Origin of the sequence: Streptomyces sp. ATexAB-D23 (assembly GCF_000373645.1) — a bacterium.
GTDB classification, from domain to species: Bacteria; Actinomycetota; Actinomycetes; order Streptomycetales; family Streptomycetaceae; genus Streptomyces; species Streptomyces castrisilvae.
Map to the genome: position 1 here is coordinate 1 of NZ_KB892028.1, position 13969 is coordinate 13969.

Below are 13969 nucleotides of genomic sequence, written 5' to 3' on the forward strand. Positions count from 1 at the left end.
TCCTACCTGATCAGCGACCACCAGGGCACCGCGATGACTGCCATCGCCGCCGGAACCCTCGCTATCACCCGAAGAAAGCAACTCCCCTTCGGTCAGCTCAGGTCCGAACAGTCAACAGCATTCGGCAACCGCGGCTTCGTCGGCGGAACCAACGACCCAACCGGCCTGACCCACCTCGGCGCCCGCGAATACGACCCCACCCTCGGCCGCTTCCTCAGCGTCGACCCCGTCATCGACATCAATGACCCCGCCCAAATGAACGCCTACAGCTACGCCCACAACAACCCCCTCACCAAATCCGACCCCGACGGCCTCCGCCCCGACGGCCCCGCCGGCGGCGCAAGCTACAACGACGACCGCTGGTCCGAGGACCGAGGCGGCAACTCCGGCTACACCTACAAGAGCGGCAAGTGGGTCTGGCACTTCACCCCCAAGTCCTGGTTCGACCCCCGCTACCAGGCATACCGGGCGAATCCCAGCACCTACAAGGTGTATCACTACAATGCTGCGGAAGCTGCTGCCGCCAAGAAGCAGGCGGAAAAAGATCGCATCGCACGCGAGGAAAAGGTGGCCCAGGAGCGACGCGAGATGGGCGTCAAGGAGACGCTCTCGGCGATGACCGTCGGGAACTTGAAAAAGTTGTGGAACAGCTATTCTGCGGGAGATTCTGCGGGGCGTTGCATTAGCCTTTCGGCGGGATTCGTAGTCGGGGGGACTCTTCAAGGCTGTCTGGTCACTACTAAGCGCCCCGACGGAAAGACCGACTATGGACTGTCTGGCAACTACGGCGCGGAGTTCATGTCATTCGGGACTGGCGTGCAGTACGAGATGTATGGCAGCAACGCTGACGATTTCGATCAGCTGCGAGGAGACAGTACCGGAGCTAACGCATCCATTGGACTAGGGGTGGAAGTCTCCGGCAGTCATGAATACGCCATAAATCGGTCAGGGAATTCTGTTAATGTAGTATCAAACAGTCGCGGAGAGCCCGTCACGGCCACCTCCTTGTCCGTAGGAGTCGGACTCGGGGTCGAACTTGGCGTACAAAGCTCATACGCCAATGGCATAATACCCCTGTTCACCTGGTAACTTCGGCGATCACTTGAGGCGCGCGGGCTACTGGCCCGCGCGCCTGCGGAGGTAAAAATGTACGAAATTATCCTTGCGGCTAGAACCTCACATTCTGTGAACTATGGAGAACTCATCGGGGGGGTAGTTGTCGCCATTATTGGATTCCTCCTGGCGCTTAACGTTCGAGGCTGCGCCGAGGTGGTCGCCGATTTCTTGGGGGATAAGGTGTTCTCGGCCTTCCATCACAATGACATCATCCTGAGGCTTCCTGCCGCATTCGCTGTGATAATGGGAGCGGTATTCGCTGTAAAGAACATCAAAATCCTATTCTTTGGGTTCTAGCCAATGGGGAATTCTGTACGCATACGATCCTCGCTTTGGCGACTGGAACGCACGTTGAACCAAATGAGGAAGGATGCAAATGGGAGCTAGAGCTCCACTCCGGTATCGATGGAAAATGGCCATTGGAGGAATGGTAACCATCGGCGTTTTCATCGCGTCCAACCCACTGCCGAACCCCTTCAATATTGTTGTTCCTGTGACTTTCGGGATAGGTTTCGGGAGTGCGATCGGCAGATCCCGAGAACAGGGATAGGCTGCGGCAGGCGAGAAATGTGCTACGGACACCGCAGCGCGGGCCCACGGCGTTCCCACCGCCCTCGCCGCAGAGGACATCAAGTGATGGGCCGACGGTGATGATGGGGGATGGCGTCACCGGCAGGTCTGCACCTTGGGCTGACTGACCGAAATTCCGTGTCCTTGCCTTGATCCGTCGCTCTGCCGCCCGCCTTCGCCAATGGCTTCGCTCTGATCGGCGGCCCTCTTGGGGCGATCCCTTCAACGACGCTACGCAGGCAAGGCAAGGCAAGGGATGACGGGCCCTTTTGAGGCGCCCGTCCGCTCCACGCCCCGGCGCGTCCCCGCGCCCCCTCACATTCGGCTGGGGAACGCCTCGTCCTGCGTAGGCACCGTCAGTTGGCCCGTCGTCAGGGCGTCCAGGACGTCGTCCAGGCGGAGGTAGCGGCCCTGTTTGATGCTCGGCGTGATGTTGGCAATCGTGCCGGCCTCGCGGATGTGGAAGATCGTCCAGCGTGTCCCGAAGGTGTCCTGCCGTTCACCGTCGCGCACGATGGCGCGGGTGCGGGCGCTCGCGGGGCGGGTTCCGTCGATCTGCTGGTTCACCGTCTCGACCGCGTCGACCCCGAAGACCAGGCCCGCGCCGCCCCGCTGGTACATGACCAGCATCTTGGGGCGCGCGAGCCCCACATGCGCGCCGCTGCCCAGTTGGCACACGTACGCCCCGTGCTCCTTCAGGTCCGCCGTGGTCCGGGCGTTCGCGGGCACGATCACCGCGTGCTCCTGGAGGGAGCGGAACCAGGCCAGGGCGGGCGCCTCGTGCCACACCAGCTTGCCGCGGTTGCGGTAGGCGGGGGCGGCGAGGAGGCCCCGTGCCGCCATCCGCTCGGCGCCGCGTGGGGGACGCCCCACCAGGGACCCGAAGTCGGCCCGTGTGATGACTTCCGGCAACCCCTCGAACCAGGCCGTCGAACCCTCGTTGCCGCTCATGTTCCCCCCGTACCTCGTTTCGGTTTCGCTCGTACGTGCATGCGTTCCCCCTGCGGTCCGAACAGGCTCAGGAACTCCACCGGGTCCGGGCCCGCCGCGCCCCACCAGTGCGGGGTGTGGGTGTCGAACTCGGCCGCCTCCCCCGCCGTGAGGATCAGGTCGTGGTCGCCCAGGACCAGGCGGAGCCGGCCGGAGAGCACGTACAGCCACTCGTAGCCCTCGTGCACCCGTTGTTCGACCGGGCCCGGAGGGGCCGTCGCGCCCGGCATGACCTGCTTGTACGCGTTCACGCCGCTGAGGTGGCGGGTGAGCGGGACGAAGGTCATGCCGTGGCGCTTGAAGGGCCGAAAGGTGACCCGGGGGTCACCCGTGTCCGGGGCGCCGACCAGTTCGTCCAGCTGGACCCCGTACGCCTTGGCGAGCGGGAGCAGTAGTTCGAGGGTCGGTTTGCGGCCCCCGGACTCCAGGCGGGAGAGCGTGCTGAGCGAGATCCCCGTCGTCTCGCTCAGCTGCGTCAGCGTCGTCCCGCGCTCGGTGCGCAGCGCCCGCAGGCGCGGGCCGACGCCCGTCAGGACGGACGTCAGTTCGTCGTCCTTCATGGGCCCGTCGCTGCCGCCGTCGTTCCGTTCCTTCTCTGCCATGCTTCCATTTGCCGACCCGGCAAGCGGCCTTGTCAACCGGAAGGGACACCGGAGGAGACCCCGGAGGCCCGTCAGGAAGCCCCGGAGGCCGCCCCGGTGGCGCCCACCGACCCGTCCGCCGGGCCGATCATCGCCATCGAGAGCCTGGTCAGCTCGCTGGTCAGCAGGTCCGGCGGCATCTGGCGCGGGTGGCGGCCGTGGTGGGCGAGCAGCTCGTCCACGGACCTGGTCAGGACCTTCACGACCACCTCCAGGTCCCCGTCCACCGCGTGCCCACGCCCTCGGGCGCGCTCCGCCTCGTGGCCCAGGAAGTCCGTCCACACCTGGCGCCACATCGTGAGGTGCTCGTCCATCGCCGGACTCACGCCCAGCACCTCCACGAACGCCACCCTGGCCGCGTGCGGGTCGGGCGTGACGGCCCGGACGTAGGCGGCGAACAGCCTGTGGACCCGCTCCTCCGTCGGACAGGTCTCCATGCCCTCGGCCGCCAGCTCGGCCTGCGACGCCTGCATACCGGCCATCGCGACCTGGTCGTACAGGTCGGTGAGCAGCGCCTCGCGCGACTCGAACTCACGGCGGAATTCCCTGACTTCCACCTGCGCCTCGGCGCACAGATGCTCGACCGACGTATGGGCGTAGCCGTACACCGCGAACAACGTCCGCCCGGCCGCCATCAGTTGCGCCCGGCACCACGCGGGGTCACGCACCGCCCTTACTCCGTCCCAAAGTTCCACCACGGCATCCACCACGGGTCCTCCTCAGTCCGTCCAGGCCCCCGCCGCCCACTCTGCTCGTTCCACCGCGTCTACGGCGGAACCGCCACACCGGCGAACAGCCTTACGCCTCACCGTTCCCCGGCATCCTTCTCAAGGACCGCCGCGACCCGCTCCCGCCAGGGCAGCCGGTCCGGCTCCTCGAAGTCCTCTCCCGGCCGCGACCGCGGCCACCTCGCCTCGTGCGCCTCCCAAGCCTCCGCCCGTGCGCACGTCGGGCACACCGTCTCGTCCGCCCGGGGCCGGAACACATGCTCCGGCCCTCCCCCCGCGCACGGCACGTGCGGCCGTACCGCAGGCGCGTACGCCGGTTCCTCCGGCAGCTTCTGTACGAGCCGGTGCCGTACGAACCCGAACGCCGACCGCACCCCGTCCGCGGGCAGTTCGCTCACCAGCGCGAGCCGCAGCTCCGCCGCCTTCACGCCGCGCCGCAACCAGTCGGCCGCCGCCCCGGACAGGGTCCGCGCCTCCCGTACGCCCAGGTGCAGTTGCGGGCTGGCGTGCCGCAGCGACAGCAACACGCGCTCCGCCTCCGCGACTTCGGGGGCCCGCACCACGGGCTCCGCCGGGTCGGCCGGTCCGGCTGGTTCGTCCGGTTCGGCTGGTTCGGCCGCATGCGCTTCGGAGGGTGGGTGGGAGAAGTTCTCCTCACGTTCTTCAACCTCCGGTTGGTAACCACCGACCGACCGAGTCCCCGGTTCACCGACCGTCGGATACTGATCACCCGGTGCCACCTGGGCGTTTGCGTCTCTCAGCCGCCGCGCCTCGTGGTCGGTGAGCGGTACGTTCGAGAACAGCTGGTCCGTCACCCACAGCCCGCCCTCACCCTGGCGGCGCCACTCGTGGACGAACCCGCATTTCTTCAACTGCTCCTTGGCCTTCTGGTACGCCCGCCCCTTGATCCCCAGCCTCTTGGCATGGTCACTCAACGCCAGGCCCGCACACCTCTCGGGCAGTCCCTGCACGTACGTGATCAAGATCTTCGCGTCACTGCTGAGCTTCGGATTGCGCACGATGTCGTGCGCCGCCTTCACATAGCCGTAGGAAGGCGAGATAGCATGCCAAAGCATTCTCGGTGGACCTCTTGCATCCATCGTTGGGTGAAGGCCCTCGGACCGGTGTTGGTAGCACCCCCGGGGGCCGCCCCATGCGCTGAAGCGCACGGAGCGTAATGACTCCGTCACCGTACAGCAGGAATCTCGTCCTCAACCACCTTCATCAGCAGCTCGAACAGCAGTGCCGTTTCCACGAACGGATCCTGCGCCGTCGGCCGCGAACGCCAGTCCAGCGGGTACGTCAGCCCGTCCAGCGCGGGCACTCCGACGAAGTCCGACCCCTTCCGTACGAGCGCGTCGACCCCCGCCGGCCACAGATGGGCACTCGCCGTGCCGGGCGGGACGAGGAAGTACATGCTCCGCTCCCCGATCCGAGACCGGATGATCGGGCCCGCCTGGAAGTCCGTGAACTGCATGATCTCGTACGCCACTTGCTCGCCCAGCAGCCCGGAGACCCGGATGGCGTCGAAGTGAATCCCCGCGTGCCGCAGGGCGTGCCCGCTCGCAGGAATCCACGAGGGCATCAGGTCCGGTGAATTTTTCGGTTCCATACGGAAAGCGTCGACGCCCGCACGTACCGTGACCAGGGACACAAGGCGTCTGTGCACTGTTGTGCACTTGGAGGTGGGGCTGTGCACTCCAGTAGTACCGGTGGCGGGACAGCCGAGATGTTCGGGGCGTTGTTGCGGCACTACCGCGAACTGGCCGGGCTGTCGCAGGAGGCATTGGGGCTCAGGATCGGCTTTTCCAAGTCGCAGGTGGCGATGGTGGAAAGGGGGCAACGCCCGCCGAAGGGGGACTTCGTCTCGAAGGCGGACGCGGTGTTGGACGCGCGCGGTGCGCTGATCAAGACGGCAACCCAGTTACAGTTCAGTCACCTGGCCACTTGGTTCGAGCCGTTCGCCGAAGAAGAGGCCAAGGCAACGATGAGGTACGAGTACGAGTGCCACGTCATGCCCGGTCTGCTCCAGACTGAGGCTCACGCGCGGGCCATGTTCCACGGAGCCTGCCCGCCCATCGAGGATGATGTGATCGAAGGCCGTGTCGAAGCCCGCCTGGCGAGGCAGGCTCTGTTGACCCGCACGCCGCTGCCGGACATCAGCTTTGTGCTGGAAGTCAGCGCACTTACTCGCCCCATCGGCGGGCGAGAGGTGCACCGCGCACAGCTCCAACACATTCTCGATGTCAGTCAGCTGCGGCATGTGCACATCCAAGTGATGTCGCCGCGTCGCGAGACACACGTCGGCCTGAGTGGTCCATTCGTCCTCCTGGAGACCGACGACCGGCGGCGCCTGGCGTACCTGGAGGTCCAGAGCCGGAACTTCCTTGTAGGCGAACAGCCGCACCTGGGAGACTTGTTCGCCACGTATGGCATGCTGCGAACCCAGGCTCTTGACCCTGAAGAGTCACGCGGGCTGATCAAGCAGATGGTAGAAGGACTATGAGCACTGACCTGACGTGGTTCAAGAGCAGCTACAGCGGCCCTGACAGCGGAAACTGCGTAGAGGTCGCCGCCTGCCCCCACACCGTCCACGTGCGTGACTCCAAGGACGTCACCGTCCCCGCCCTCACGCTCTCCCCCGGCGCCTGGTCCGCGTTCGTGCAGCACACCGCCGCCTGAGGCGCGCTTCCCGCAGTCGGCGCGGCCGGAAATTCGTTACGGTCCGCGCCCCGGCGCTGCCATCATGAGCCGATGGACGCCCCCGCTCCCGCCCCCATCGACCTGCGCACCTGGCCGCGCGCGCAGCACTTCGCGCACTACCGGGACCGCGTGCCGTGCACGTACTCGATGACGGTGGAGGTCGACGTCACCGGGTTCACGGCGGCGCTGCGCCGGTCGCCGCGCAAGTCGTACATCGCGCAGGTGTGGGCGCTGGCCACGGTGGTCAACCGGCACGAAGAGTTCAGGATGTGCCTTACGGGGTCGGGCGCCCCGGCGGTCTGGCCGGTCGTGCACCCGGCGTTCACGGTGTTCAACGCGGAGCGGGAGACGTTCGCGTGCGTATGGGCGCCGTACGACCCCGACTTCGGGGCGTTCCACGACCTCGCGGCCCCGCTGCTCGCGGAGCACGGACGGGCCACGGACTTCTTCCCGCAGGGGGCGCCGCCGCCGAACGCGTTCGACGTGTCGAGTCTGCCGTGGGCGTCCTTCACCGGGTTCAACCTCAACATCGGTGGCGGCTGGGACCACTTGGCGCCGATCTTCACCCTCGGCCGGTACACCGAACGCGAGGGCCGCACCGTGCTCCCCCTCTCCGTACAGATCCACCACGCCGCCGCTGACGGGTTCCACACGGCGCGCCTGGTCAACGAGCTGGAGGAACTGATGGCGGAGCCTTCGGGGTGGCTGACCGCACGGCGCGAGGACGAGGGCGCGTAAGAGGGCCTGACGCGGCTGAGCGAGACGCGACGCGGGGTGGTGCCGTCTCGCGCAGCCGCGAAACAGCACCACCCCGCTTCCTTCGGGTACGTCAGCCGATGTCCGGGCCGTTGTCGTTGGCCAGGTTCAGACCGAAGCGGGAGTTGAGCACCGGGGCGCCCAGGTCGACCGGGTTGAAGGCGGACGCGCCCGTCGCGGTCAGGCCCGTCGCGGTGCCGCGCAGGGACCACACCGCGCCGCCGTCCGCGACCGCGTCGAGGTCCTCGTCGGGAGCACCGGCCGCCAGGTCCGCCTTGCCGTCGTTGTCGATGTCGAGCAGCCGGACCGATGCGCCGAAGTGGTCACCGGTCTCCGCCACGCCCGGCACGCCGGCGGTCTCCTGGTGGAAGGCCTGCGAGCCGGTGCCGCTCAGACCGCCGGGGCCGCCCTTCAGCAGCACCACCGCGCCGGCTCCCTGGACTTCCCCGATGGCCTCGAACGGCACGCCTGCGGCCAGGTCGGCGTAACCGTCGCCGTTGACGTCACCCGCGCTGAGCCGGGCGCCGAACTGGTCGCCCTTCTCGCTGACCCCGGGCACGCCCGCGGTGTCCTGGGTGATCGTCGTGGTCCGGGTGGTGCTGGGACCGGACGCGGAACCGTAGTGGATCTTGATGGTTCCGGGGTCCGTGGCCAGGTCCGCCACGTTGCCGTTGGGGATCACCCGGGTGGCGAGGTCGGCCTTGCCGTCGTTGTCGAAGTCACCGACGGCGGTGGCCCCGGCGCTCGGGAGCGCGGTCGGTGACTTCGACAGGCCGTTCGGGGTGCCCAGCCACAGCTTGCCGCCGTCGGCGTGGTTGTCGCTCACGAAGAACGTGCACAGGTCGTCGATGCCGTCGCCGTTGAAGTCGCCGGCCGCGGTGTCCGACATGCGGCTGCCCGTGTCGGACATGAAGATCCGCTGCTCGCGGGTGGGTTCCCCGTCCCGGGTGAACGGCCCGTAGAGCACGCTGCGCTGGTCCCCGTCGTCCCCGCGCAGCATCATCAGGTCCGTCGTCCCGTCACCGTCGAAGTCACCGGCGGTGAGGTTGTCTCCCAGCTGGGTGTCGGGGGCATCCGGGATACGGACCGCGCCCTGCCCGGTGATGCCGCCGGTGTCGCCCCACAGGATGATGACGGAGCCGTTGACGGCGGCACCCGGGAGCATGAACCTTTCGTGGGTGACCAGTGCGAGGTCGGTCAGCCCGTCGTGGTCGAGGTCTGCGGCGAGCAGTCGGTAGCCGAAGCCGTGATCGTCACCGGGCGCCCCCGGCACGCCCGGGGTGTTCTGATCGATGACCGTGGTGTTCGCTGCCGTCAGACCGTTGGCCGAGCCGTAGCTGACGGCGATGTAACCGGCTCGGGCATGGCCGTCGACCGTGGCGGCGGGGGCGGCGACGGCGAGGTCCTGATAGCCGTCCCCGTTGAAGTCCTCGCGCACGGTGGTGGTGGCTGTGCTCCCGGGCGCGGCCGTACCCGCGGACGTACCGCCGGGAGCCGCGACGGCCGTACCGGCCGTACCGGCCGACAGTGCCGCGGCTGCGCAGACGGCTATGGCCAGCGTGGTGCGCATGCCCACAAAATCCTCCTTGGTCGCGTACGCGGAGCCAATGGCGTACGAGGTATGAGGGCTCGCATGGGAGACACGTACGACGGGGAGAAGGTTGCACGGCGAACGGACGGTGAACTCGGTTGCCGGGCAAGGCAGTCGGGGCGGTCGGGGGGCTGTCCTCGCCCCCCGCGCCGCTGTTGGGAGGGCCGGAAACGTCGGTACTGCGGTCATCCCGATCGCGTCATGGCTTCGTAACCGCGGCTCCCGTTGGTCGCCGCATCGGGCAGAGTCATGATCAAGTACGGATGCGAGCCAGCCATGACCAAGCTTCGGCCGCATCACCACGACCGTTCACGACCCGTTGGGGGAACCCGCCATGCTTCGCAGCCACCTTCGCAAGACCGTCCTCACCGCCTCCGCCCTGCTGGCCACGACGCTGCTGCTCACGTCCTGCCAGGACGGGGACGCGGAAGGCGTCGGCGCGTCGGACGCGCCCTCGGCGTCCGAGTCGGCAGCCACGGGCGGGGCCGGCGGCAAGGACGGCGGCGACGGCGCGCAGTCGGGCAAGGGCTCGGGCGACAAGGTGAACGGCACTTGGGCCGGCGCCGTCTCCTACGTGGCGCCGGGCAAGTACTTGGTGACCCGCAAGGGGGAGGCGGGGCAGGCGTTCTTCACCTCGGAGGACACCGACATCGAGGGCGCGGGCAAGATCTGCGGCGACGCGGACGGCCAGGCGGCGACCCCTTGCAGCGAGGACCAGCTCGAAGCGGCGGCCAAGAAGGGCTTCGGCGCGACGGTCAAGCTCGAAAACGGTGTCGCGGTCAGCATCATCGAGGACCACGCCGACAGCGGCGGCGGGACCGACGACGACTCGGGCAAGGGCGAGGCGTCCGGTCTCTTCACCGGGACGCTCGGATACATGGCTCCGGGCAAGTACACCCTGACGAAGACGTTCGAGGGCCCGGACCGCATGTTCTTCACCGCCACCACCACCAAGATCAACGGCGCCGGGTGGATCTGCGGGGACCCGGACGGCCAGTCCACCAAGCAGTGCACCGAGGACGAACTCGAAGCGGCGGCCAAGAAGGGCGGCATCATCGTCGTCGTCGATGTGAAGGACGGTGTCGCCGTCGCGATTGACGAGAACCACAACTGAGTCCCCGCGAGCGCGGGTCCGGAGCCCGAGCCGCCGAGTGACTGCCGCCGCCTGCCCTTCCCGGGCAGGCGGCGGAGGTCATTCGGCGGCCTGGTGGGCGGAGAGTATGCGCACCGCCTCCCGGGGACTGTCCACGGCGAACCGGACTTCCCGTACGTCCTGTGGCGGCTTTCCGGGCTTGGGCGCGACGGGGCAGGGCTCGCGCAAGGTGACGCTCAGGGTGGTGGAGTCGCTGATGGGCATCGCGAGGACACCGTCGTGGATCTGCACGGCCCTTCGGTAACCACTGTGGCGGCTCATGCGGACGGACTCGACGTGGGCGAGAGGGATCTCGATCCGCACGAAGTGGGCGAAGCGGAGCACCATCCTGCCGCCACCGACGACATGCGGGCGGACGGACAGCGCCGCGACGAAGCCGAGGACCCAGAGGGTCCCGTAGACGGAGATCACGAGCAGCACGACACGCACGCCGGACCAGGGCACCAGGAACTCGACGGCGCCGATCTCCAACGGTACGAGGAAGACCATCGCCCACATGACCGGCTTGATCTCCGAGCCATAGGTCAGAACGGCATACCCCGCCGGTGTGTCCGGCTTACGACGTATCCACAGCCAGAGGGCGCGGAACAGGCCGAACTCCAGGCCCACCGCCCTGGCGACGGGGGACGGCAGCACAGCGGCCAACGCCCTGTCGAGGGCTTCCTGCCCGTCGGCGCCCCGGGCCCTGGACGCCTTGTAGGCCCGCCCGGCCAGGGCGAACTCGGTGAGGACGATCCCGGCCAGCAACAGCTCGACCAGCAGCCCCACGGCCACGGCCTCACCCGGGCCGAAGACCCCGCCCCACACGAGGCAGACCTCGGCGACGACAACGGCGGGCGCCACCCACCGGGCCCCGGCCCTCCACGCCCTCCGCACCGCCAACCGCCCTCCCCCGCCGGACATCCCCCTCCCACTGTTCCCCGAGCGCGCCGCGCGCGTCGAGGCCGCGGGCAGGATCACGCCAGGAGCAAGGGCACGCCCGGCCGGGCGGTCAGCCCCGCAGCTCGGCCACGTCCGCCTCGCCGAGGACCAGGTCGCCGGCCGCCATGTTCTCCTCCAGGTGGGCGAGGTCGCCCGTGCCGGGGATGGCGAGCATCACCGGGGACGAGGCGAGCAGCAGGGCGAGCTGCACCTGCGCGACCGTCGCGCCGAGCCGGGCCGCGACCTTCTCCAGCCGCCGCGTGTCGAGGGGTTCACGGCCACCGCCGAGCGGGAAGAACGGCACGTACGCGATCCCGGCGGCCTCGCACTCCGCGAGCAGCGCCAGGTCGTCGGCGTACGGGTTCTGTACGCACGCCACGGGCCCCACGGCCCGCGCCTCGGCGAGCTGGGCGGCGTCGACGTTGCTGACGCCGAGGTGCCGGATCAGGCCCTCCTCGCGGAGTTCGGCCAGCACGGCGAACCGCTCGGCCACGGACTCGCCGCCCGGTGCGCTCAGGCCGCCGACCCGGAGGTTGACGAGATCGAGGCGGTCGACGCCCAGGGCGCGCAGGTCGGCCTCGACCAGGCCGCGCAGCTGGTCGGGGGTGGCCTGCCCGCTCGGCATGCCGTCCGGTCCGGGGAGCGGGCCGACCTTCGTCGCGATGACCAGGCCGTCGCGGTAGGGGGCCAGGGCCTCGCGGATCAGCGTGTTGGCCCGTACGTCGCCCCGGGCGTAGAAGGCGGCCGTGTCGATGTGGTTCACGCCCAGCTCCACCGCTCGGCGGAGCACCGCGATGCCGTTCTCCGGGGTGCGGGTGGGGCCGTCGAACGTGCTCATCGGCAGGCGCATGGCGCCGAAGCCCAGGCGGTTGACGGGGAGGTCGCCGCCGAGGTCGAAGGTGCTGGGGTGCGTGGAGATCGTCATGGCCTCATGGTGTCGCGGGGGTCCCGGCGCGTCCCAATCCGTGGCAGTTTGCTGCCAGACTCACGGTATGCGGAACGAACAGATCTTCTCCGTCCGCGGGGACGCGGAACTCCTCGCGCGCGCCGGTCACTTCTTCGAGTCCGCCCGCACCGACTTCCTGTGCGCCGCCCGGGACCTGAGCACCTGGGCGCAGCCGGAGGCCAGGGCCGCGATCCAGCGCCGGATGCGTCCCGCGGCCTCCCCGGGCTTCACCACGCGCAAGCTGCTCAGCCCGGTCGCGCTCACCGACGAGGGATCCCGCGCGCACCTGCGGCAGGTACGGAGCAACGGGGCTCAGGTGCGGATCACCGACTCGGCACTGCCGCACGAGACGATCATCATCGACCGGCGCGTGATGATCCTGGCCGGCCGGGACTCGCCGACCGGCCGCGAGTACTCCGTCACGACGTCACAGAACATGATCGACGGCGTCCACTCGTTGTTCTCCGCGATGTGGGACCAGTCGACGGACTACGACGCCTATCTGCGCACCGACACCCCGCACCTGGACGCCGACGCCCGTGTGATCCTCGAAGCCCTCGGCTCCGGCCTCACCGACGCGTCGGCCTCCCGCCGCCTCGGCCTCTCCCTGCGCACGTACCGGCGCCGCGTGGCCGACCTGATGGTCACCCTGGAGGCCGGCTCCCGCTTCCAGGCGGGGCTGCGGGCGGGCGAGCTGGGGCTGCCGGGGCGAGTGGGGCGCTGACCGGTTCGCGGGCGCCTCATCCCTGCGGGATCGGCTGGGTGAGGTTCACCGCGTTGCCGTCGGGGTCGCGGATGTGGGCGACGCGCTGTCCCCACGGCATGTCGCTGGGGCCACCGCTGACCGAGCCGCCCAGCGCCTCCACCCGGTTGAGCGTGGCGTGGACGTCATCGACGCCGATGCTGAGCAGAATGCGCGGCGCCGCCCCGGGCTCCAGGTCCGGCTTCGCGACCACCCCGAGGTCGGTGTCGCCGATGCGCAGGCCGAGGTAGAAGGCCGGGCCCTCCGCAGGCACCCGGAAGATCTCCTCGGCGCCGAACAGATCCGTATAGAAGCCGACCAGAACGTCCTGGTCGGCGGTCAGGATGACGGGCTGGATGGTGGACATGGCACTCCTGTCGTGAACGATCGCGTCACTGGATGGACCGTTCGCGAACGCTGAACTCATCGGCGGGACTCCTCGGCGGACGCCTTGCCGCTGAGGGACCGGCCTGCCGGACGGCGTGCGGCGGGTTGGCTCAGGAAGGCGCGCCCGGGGCATCGGCACGGCCGGTCAGCTGACGCAGCCGGGTGAGTGCGGCCTGCGTGGACGCGATCAGCTCGCCGTCCCCCCTGGCGATCCGCAGCCGCAGCGCCTCCCGCAGAAGGGCCTCCGCGTCCGCGAGGTCCCCGTGCTCCATCAGGTGCTTGCCGGTGTGCTGGAGCGCGAAGTCGACAAGCTCCGGGTGCCGGCTCCGGGCGGTGTCCAGGGCACCGCGGTAGAACGCTTCCGCGGCCCGCCACTCCCCGGTGTACCGGTACGAGTCACCGAGGTTGATCCCCGTGGCGACGACCGCGTGCGTGTCGCCGATCACCTCGGCCAGGGCGAGCGACCGCCGGAGATACGTACGGGCCTCCTCGTGACGGCCCAGGCACATCTGCCCGACGCCGATCCACCGGGTCAGCACCCGGACGCGGGCGGGGCCGGCCCCCTTGGGCAAGGCCGCCAGCTCCTGCCGCAGTCGGCCGACCCGTGCGATCAGGGCGCCCCGGTCGACCGGGACCATCCGCAGGTCGGCGTCTTGGGTGATCAGATGGTCGAGCACGGGTCACCTTCCTCTCGGCCGGTTGGGGCGACGACGCGGGCCGCCCGG

Annotated in this window: 17 protein-coding genes; 7 read left to right on the forward strand and 10 right to left on the reverse strand. The window is 69.0% G+C overall.

What is annotated here, in order from left to right; translation table 11 throughout:
• Both B082_RS36510 and B082_RS0123935 read left to right on the forward strand, forming a co-directional pair.
• Nucleotides 1-1089: RHS repeat-associated core domain-containing protein (locus tag B082_RS36510; protein ID WP_037710782.1), on the forward strand; the 1089-nt coding region annotated here is incomplete at its 5' end.
• Nucleotides 1090-1146: 57 nt separating this feature from the next.
• Nucleotides 1147-1413 (forward strand): hypothetical protein, encoded by a 267-nt coding sequence (locus B082_RS0123935; RefSeq protein WP_018554331.1) that lies wholly within the window; start codon nucleotides 1147-1149, stop codon nucleotides 1411-1413.
• 588 nt (nucleotides 1414-2001) lie between these two features.
• Here B082_RS0123935 and B082_RS0123940 read toward each other — a convergent pair.
• The 5 genes from B082_RS0123940 to B082_RS0123960 all read right to left on the reverse strand — a co-directional run bounded on the left by B082_RS0123940 (nucleotide 2002) and on the right by B082_RS0123960 (nucleotide 5630).
• Nucleotides 2002-2637, reverse strand: a complete 636-nt coding sequence (locus B082_RS0123940; RefSeq protein ID WP_018554332.1) for a hypothetical protein — start codon at nucleotides 2635-2637, stop codon at nucleotides 2002-2004.
• Nucleotides 2634-3236: a helix-turn-helix domain-containing protein gene (locus tag B082_RS0123945; protein ID WP_026250138.1), complete on the reverse strand. Its 603-nt coding sequence runs from the start codon at nucleotides 3234-3236 to the stop codon at nucleotides 2634-2636. Before B082_RS0123945 ends, B082_RS0123940 begins: the two co-directional genes overlap by 4 nt.
• 113 nt (nucleotides 3237-3349) lie before the next feature.
• Nucleotides 3350-3985, reverse strand: coding sequence for a TetR/AcrR family transcriptional regulator (locus tag B082_RS40285; RefSeq protein ID WP_267885847.1), 636 nt, complete (start codon nucleotides 3983-3985; stop codon nucleotides 3350-3352).
• 137 nt (nucleotides 3986-4122) lie between these two features.
• Nucleotides 4123-5121 carry a hypothetical protein gene (locus tag B082_RS0123955; protein ID WP_026250139.1) on the reverse strand — a complete coding sequence of 333 codons (999 nt, stop codon included), beginning with the start codon at nucleotides 5119-5121 and terminating at the stop codon, nucleotides 4123-4125.
• Nucleotides 5122-5231: 110 nt separating this feature from the next.
• Complete coding sequence (locus B082_RS0123960) at nucleotides 5232-5630, reverse strand: hypothetical protein (protein WP_018554336.1); 399 nt, start codon at nucleotides 5628-5630, stop codon at nucleotides 5232-5234.
• 108 nt (nucleotides 5631-5738) lie between these two features.
• On the opposite strand from B082_RS0123960, the gene B082_RS0123965 reads away from it, so the two are divergent.
• The 3 genes from B082_RS0123965 to B082_RS0123975 all read left to right on the forward strand — a co-directional run bounded on the left by B082_RS0123965 (nucleotide 5739) and on the right by B082_RS0123975 (nucleotide 7486).
• Complete coding sequence (locus B082_RS0123965; RefSeq protein ID WP_420707693.1) at nucleotides 5739-6551, forward strand: helix-turn-helix domain-containing protein; 813 nt, start codon at nucleotides 5739-5741, stop codon at nucleotides 6549-6551.
• Entirely contained in the window at nucleotides 6548-6727 is a 180-nt protein-coding gene (locus tag B082_RS0123970) for a DUF397 domain-containing protein (RefSeq protein ID WP_018554338.1), read from the forward strand. Before B082_RS0123965 ends, B082_RS0123970 begins: the two co-directional genes overlap by 4 nt.
• 72 nt (nucleotides 6728-6799) lie before the next feature.
• Complete coding sequence (locus tag B082_RS0123975) at nucleotides 6800-7486, forward strand: chloramphenicol acetyltransferase (RefSeq protein ID WP_018554339.1); 687 nt, start codon at nucleotides 6800-6802, stop codon at nucleotides 7484-7486.
• A 91-nt stretch (nucleotides 7487-7577) separates the two neighbouring features.
• Here B082_RS0123975 and B082_RS0123980 read toward each other — a convergent pair whose 3' ends face one another.
• A complete protein-coding gene (locus B082_RS0123980; RefSeq protein ID WP_078622642.1) occupies nucleotides 7578-9074 on the reverse strand; it encodes an FG-GAP and VCBS repeat-containing protein in 1497 nt (498 codons plus the stop codon).
• A 355-nt stretch (nucleotides 9075-9429) separates the two neighbouring features.
• On the opposite strand from B082_RS0123980, the gene B082_RS0123985 reads away from it, so the two are divergent.
• Nucleotides 9430-10209, forward strand: a complete 780-nt coding sequence (locus tag B082_RS0123985; RefSeq protein WP_018554341.1) for a hypothetical protein — start codon at nucleotides 9430-9432, stop codon at nucleotides 10207-10209.
• Nucleotides 10210-10287: 78 nt separating this feature from the next.
• Here B082_RS0123985 and B082_RS0123990 read toward each other — a convergent pair whose 3' ends face one another.
• Both B082_RS0123990 and B082_RS0123995 read right to left on the reverse strand, forming a co-directional pair.
• Complete coding sequence (locus B082_RS0123990; protein WP_018554342.1) at nucleotides 10288-11091, reverse strand: hypothetical protein; 804 nt, start codon at nucleotides 11089-11091, stop codon at nucleotides 10288-10290.
• Nucleotides 11092-11239: 148 nt separating this feature from the next.
• The gene (locus tag B082_RS0123995) at nucleotides 11240-12094 is read right to left on the reverse strand and encodes an oxidoreductase (RefSeq protein WP_018554343.1); all 855 of its coding nucleotides are present in this window, start codon (nucleotides 12092-12094) and stop codon (nucleotides 11240-11242) included.
• A 67-nt stretch (nucleotides 12095-12161) separates the two neighbouring features.
• Here B082_RS0123995 and B082_RS0124000 point away from each other — a divergent pair, with 67 nt between their 5' ends.
• Nucleotides 12162-12839, forward strand: a complete 678-nt coding sequence (locus B082_RS0124000; RefSeq protein WP_018554344.1) for a response regulator transcription factor — start codon at nucleotides 12162-12164, stop codon at nucleotides 12837-12839.
• A gap of 16 nt (nucleotides 12840-12855) precedes the next feature.
• Here the strand turns inward: B082_RS0124000 and B082_RS0124005 are convergent, their stop codons facing one another.
• Nucleotides 12856-13224, reverse strand: coding sequence for a VOC family protein (locus B082_RS0124005; RefSeq protein WP_018554345.1), 369 nt, complete (start codon nucleotides 13222-13224; stop codon nucleotides 12856-12858).
• Nucleotides 13225-13354: 130 nt separating this feature from the next.
• Nucleotides 13355-13921, reverse strand: a complete 567-nt coding sequence (locus tag B082_RS0124010; RefSeq protein WP_018554346.1) for a tetratricopeptide repeat protein — start codon at nucleotides 13919-13921, stop codon at nucleotides 13355-13357.
• Nucleotides 13922-13969 lie beyond the last annotated feature (48 nt).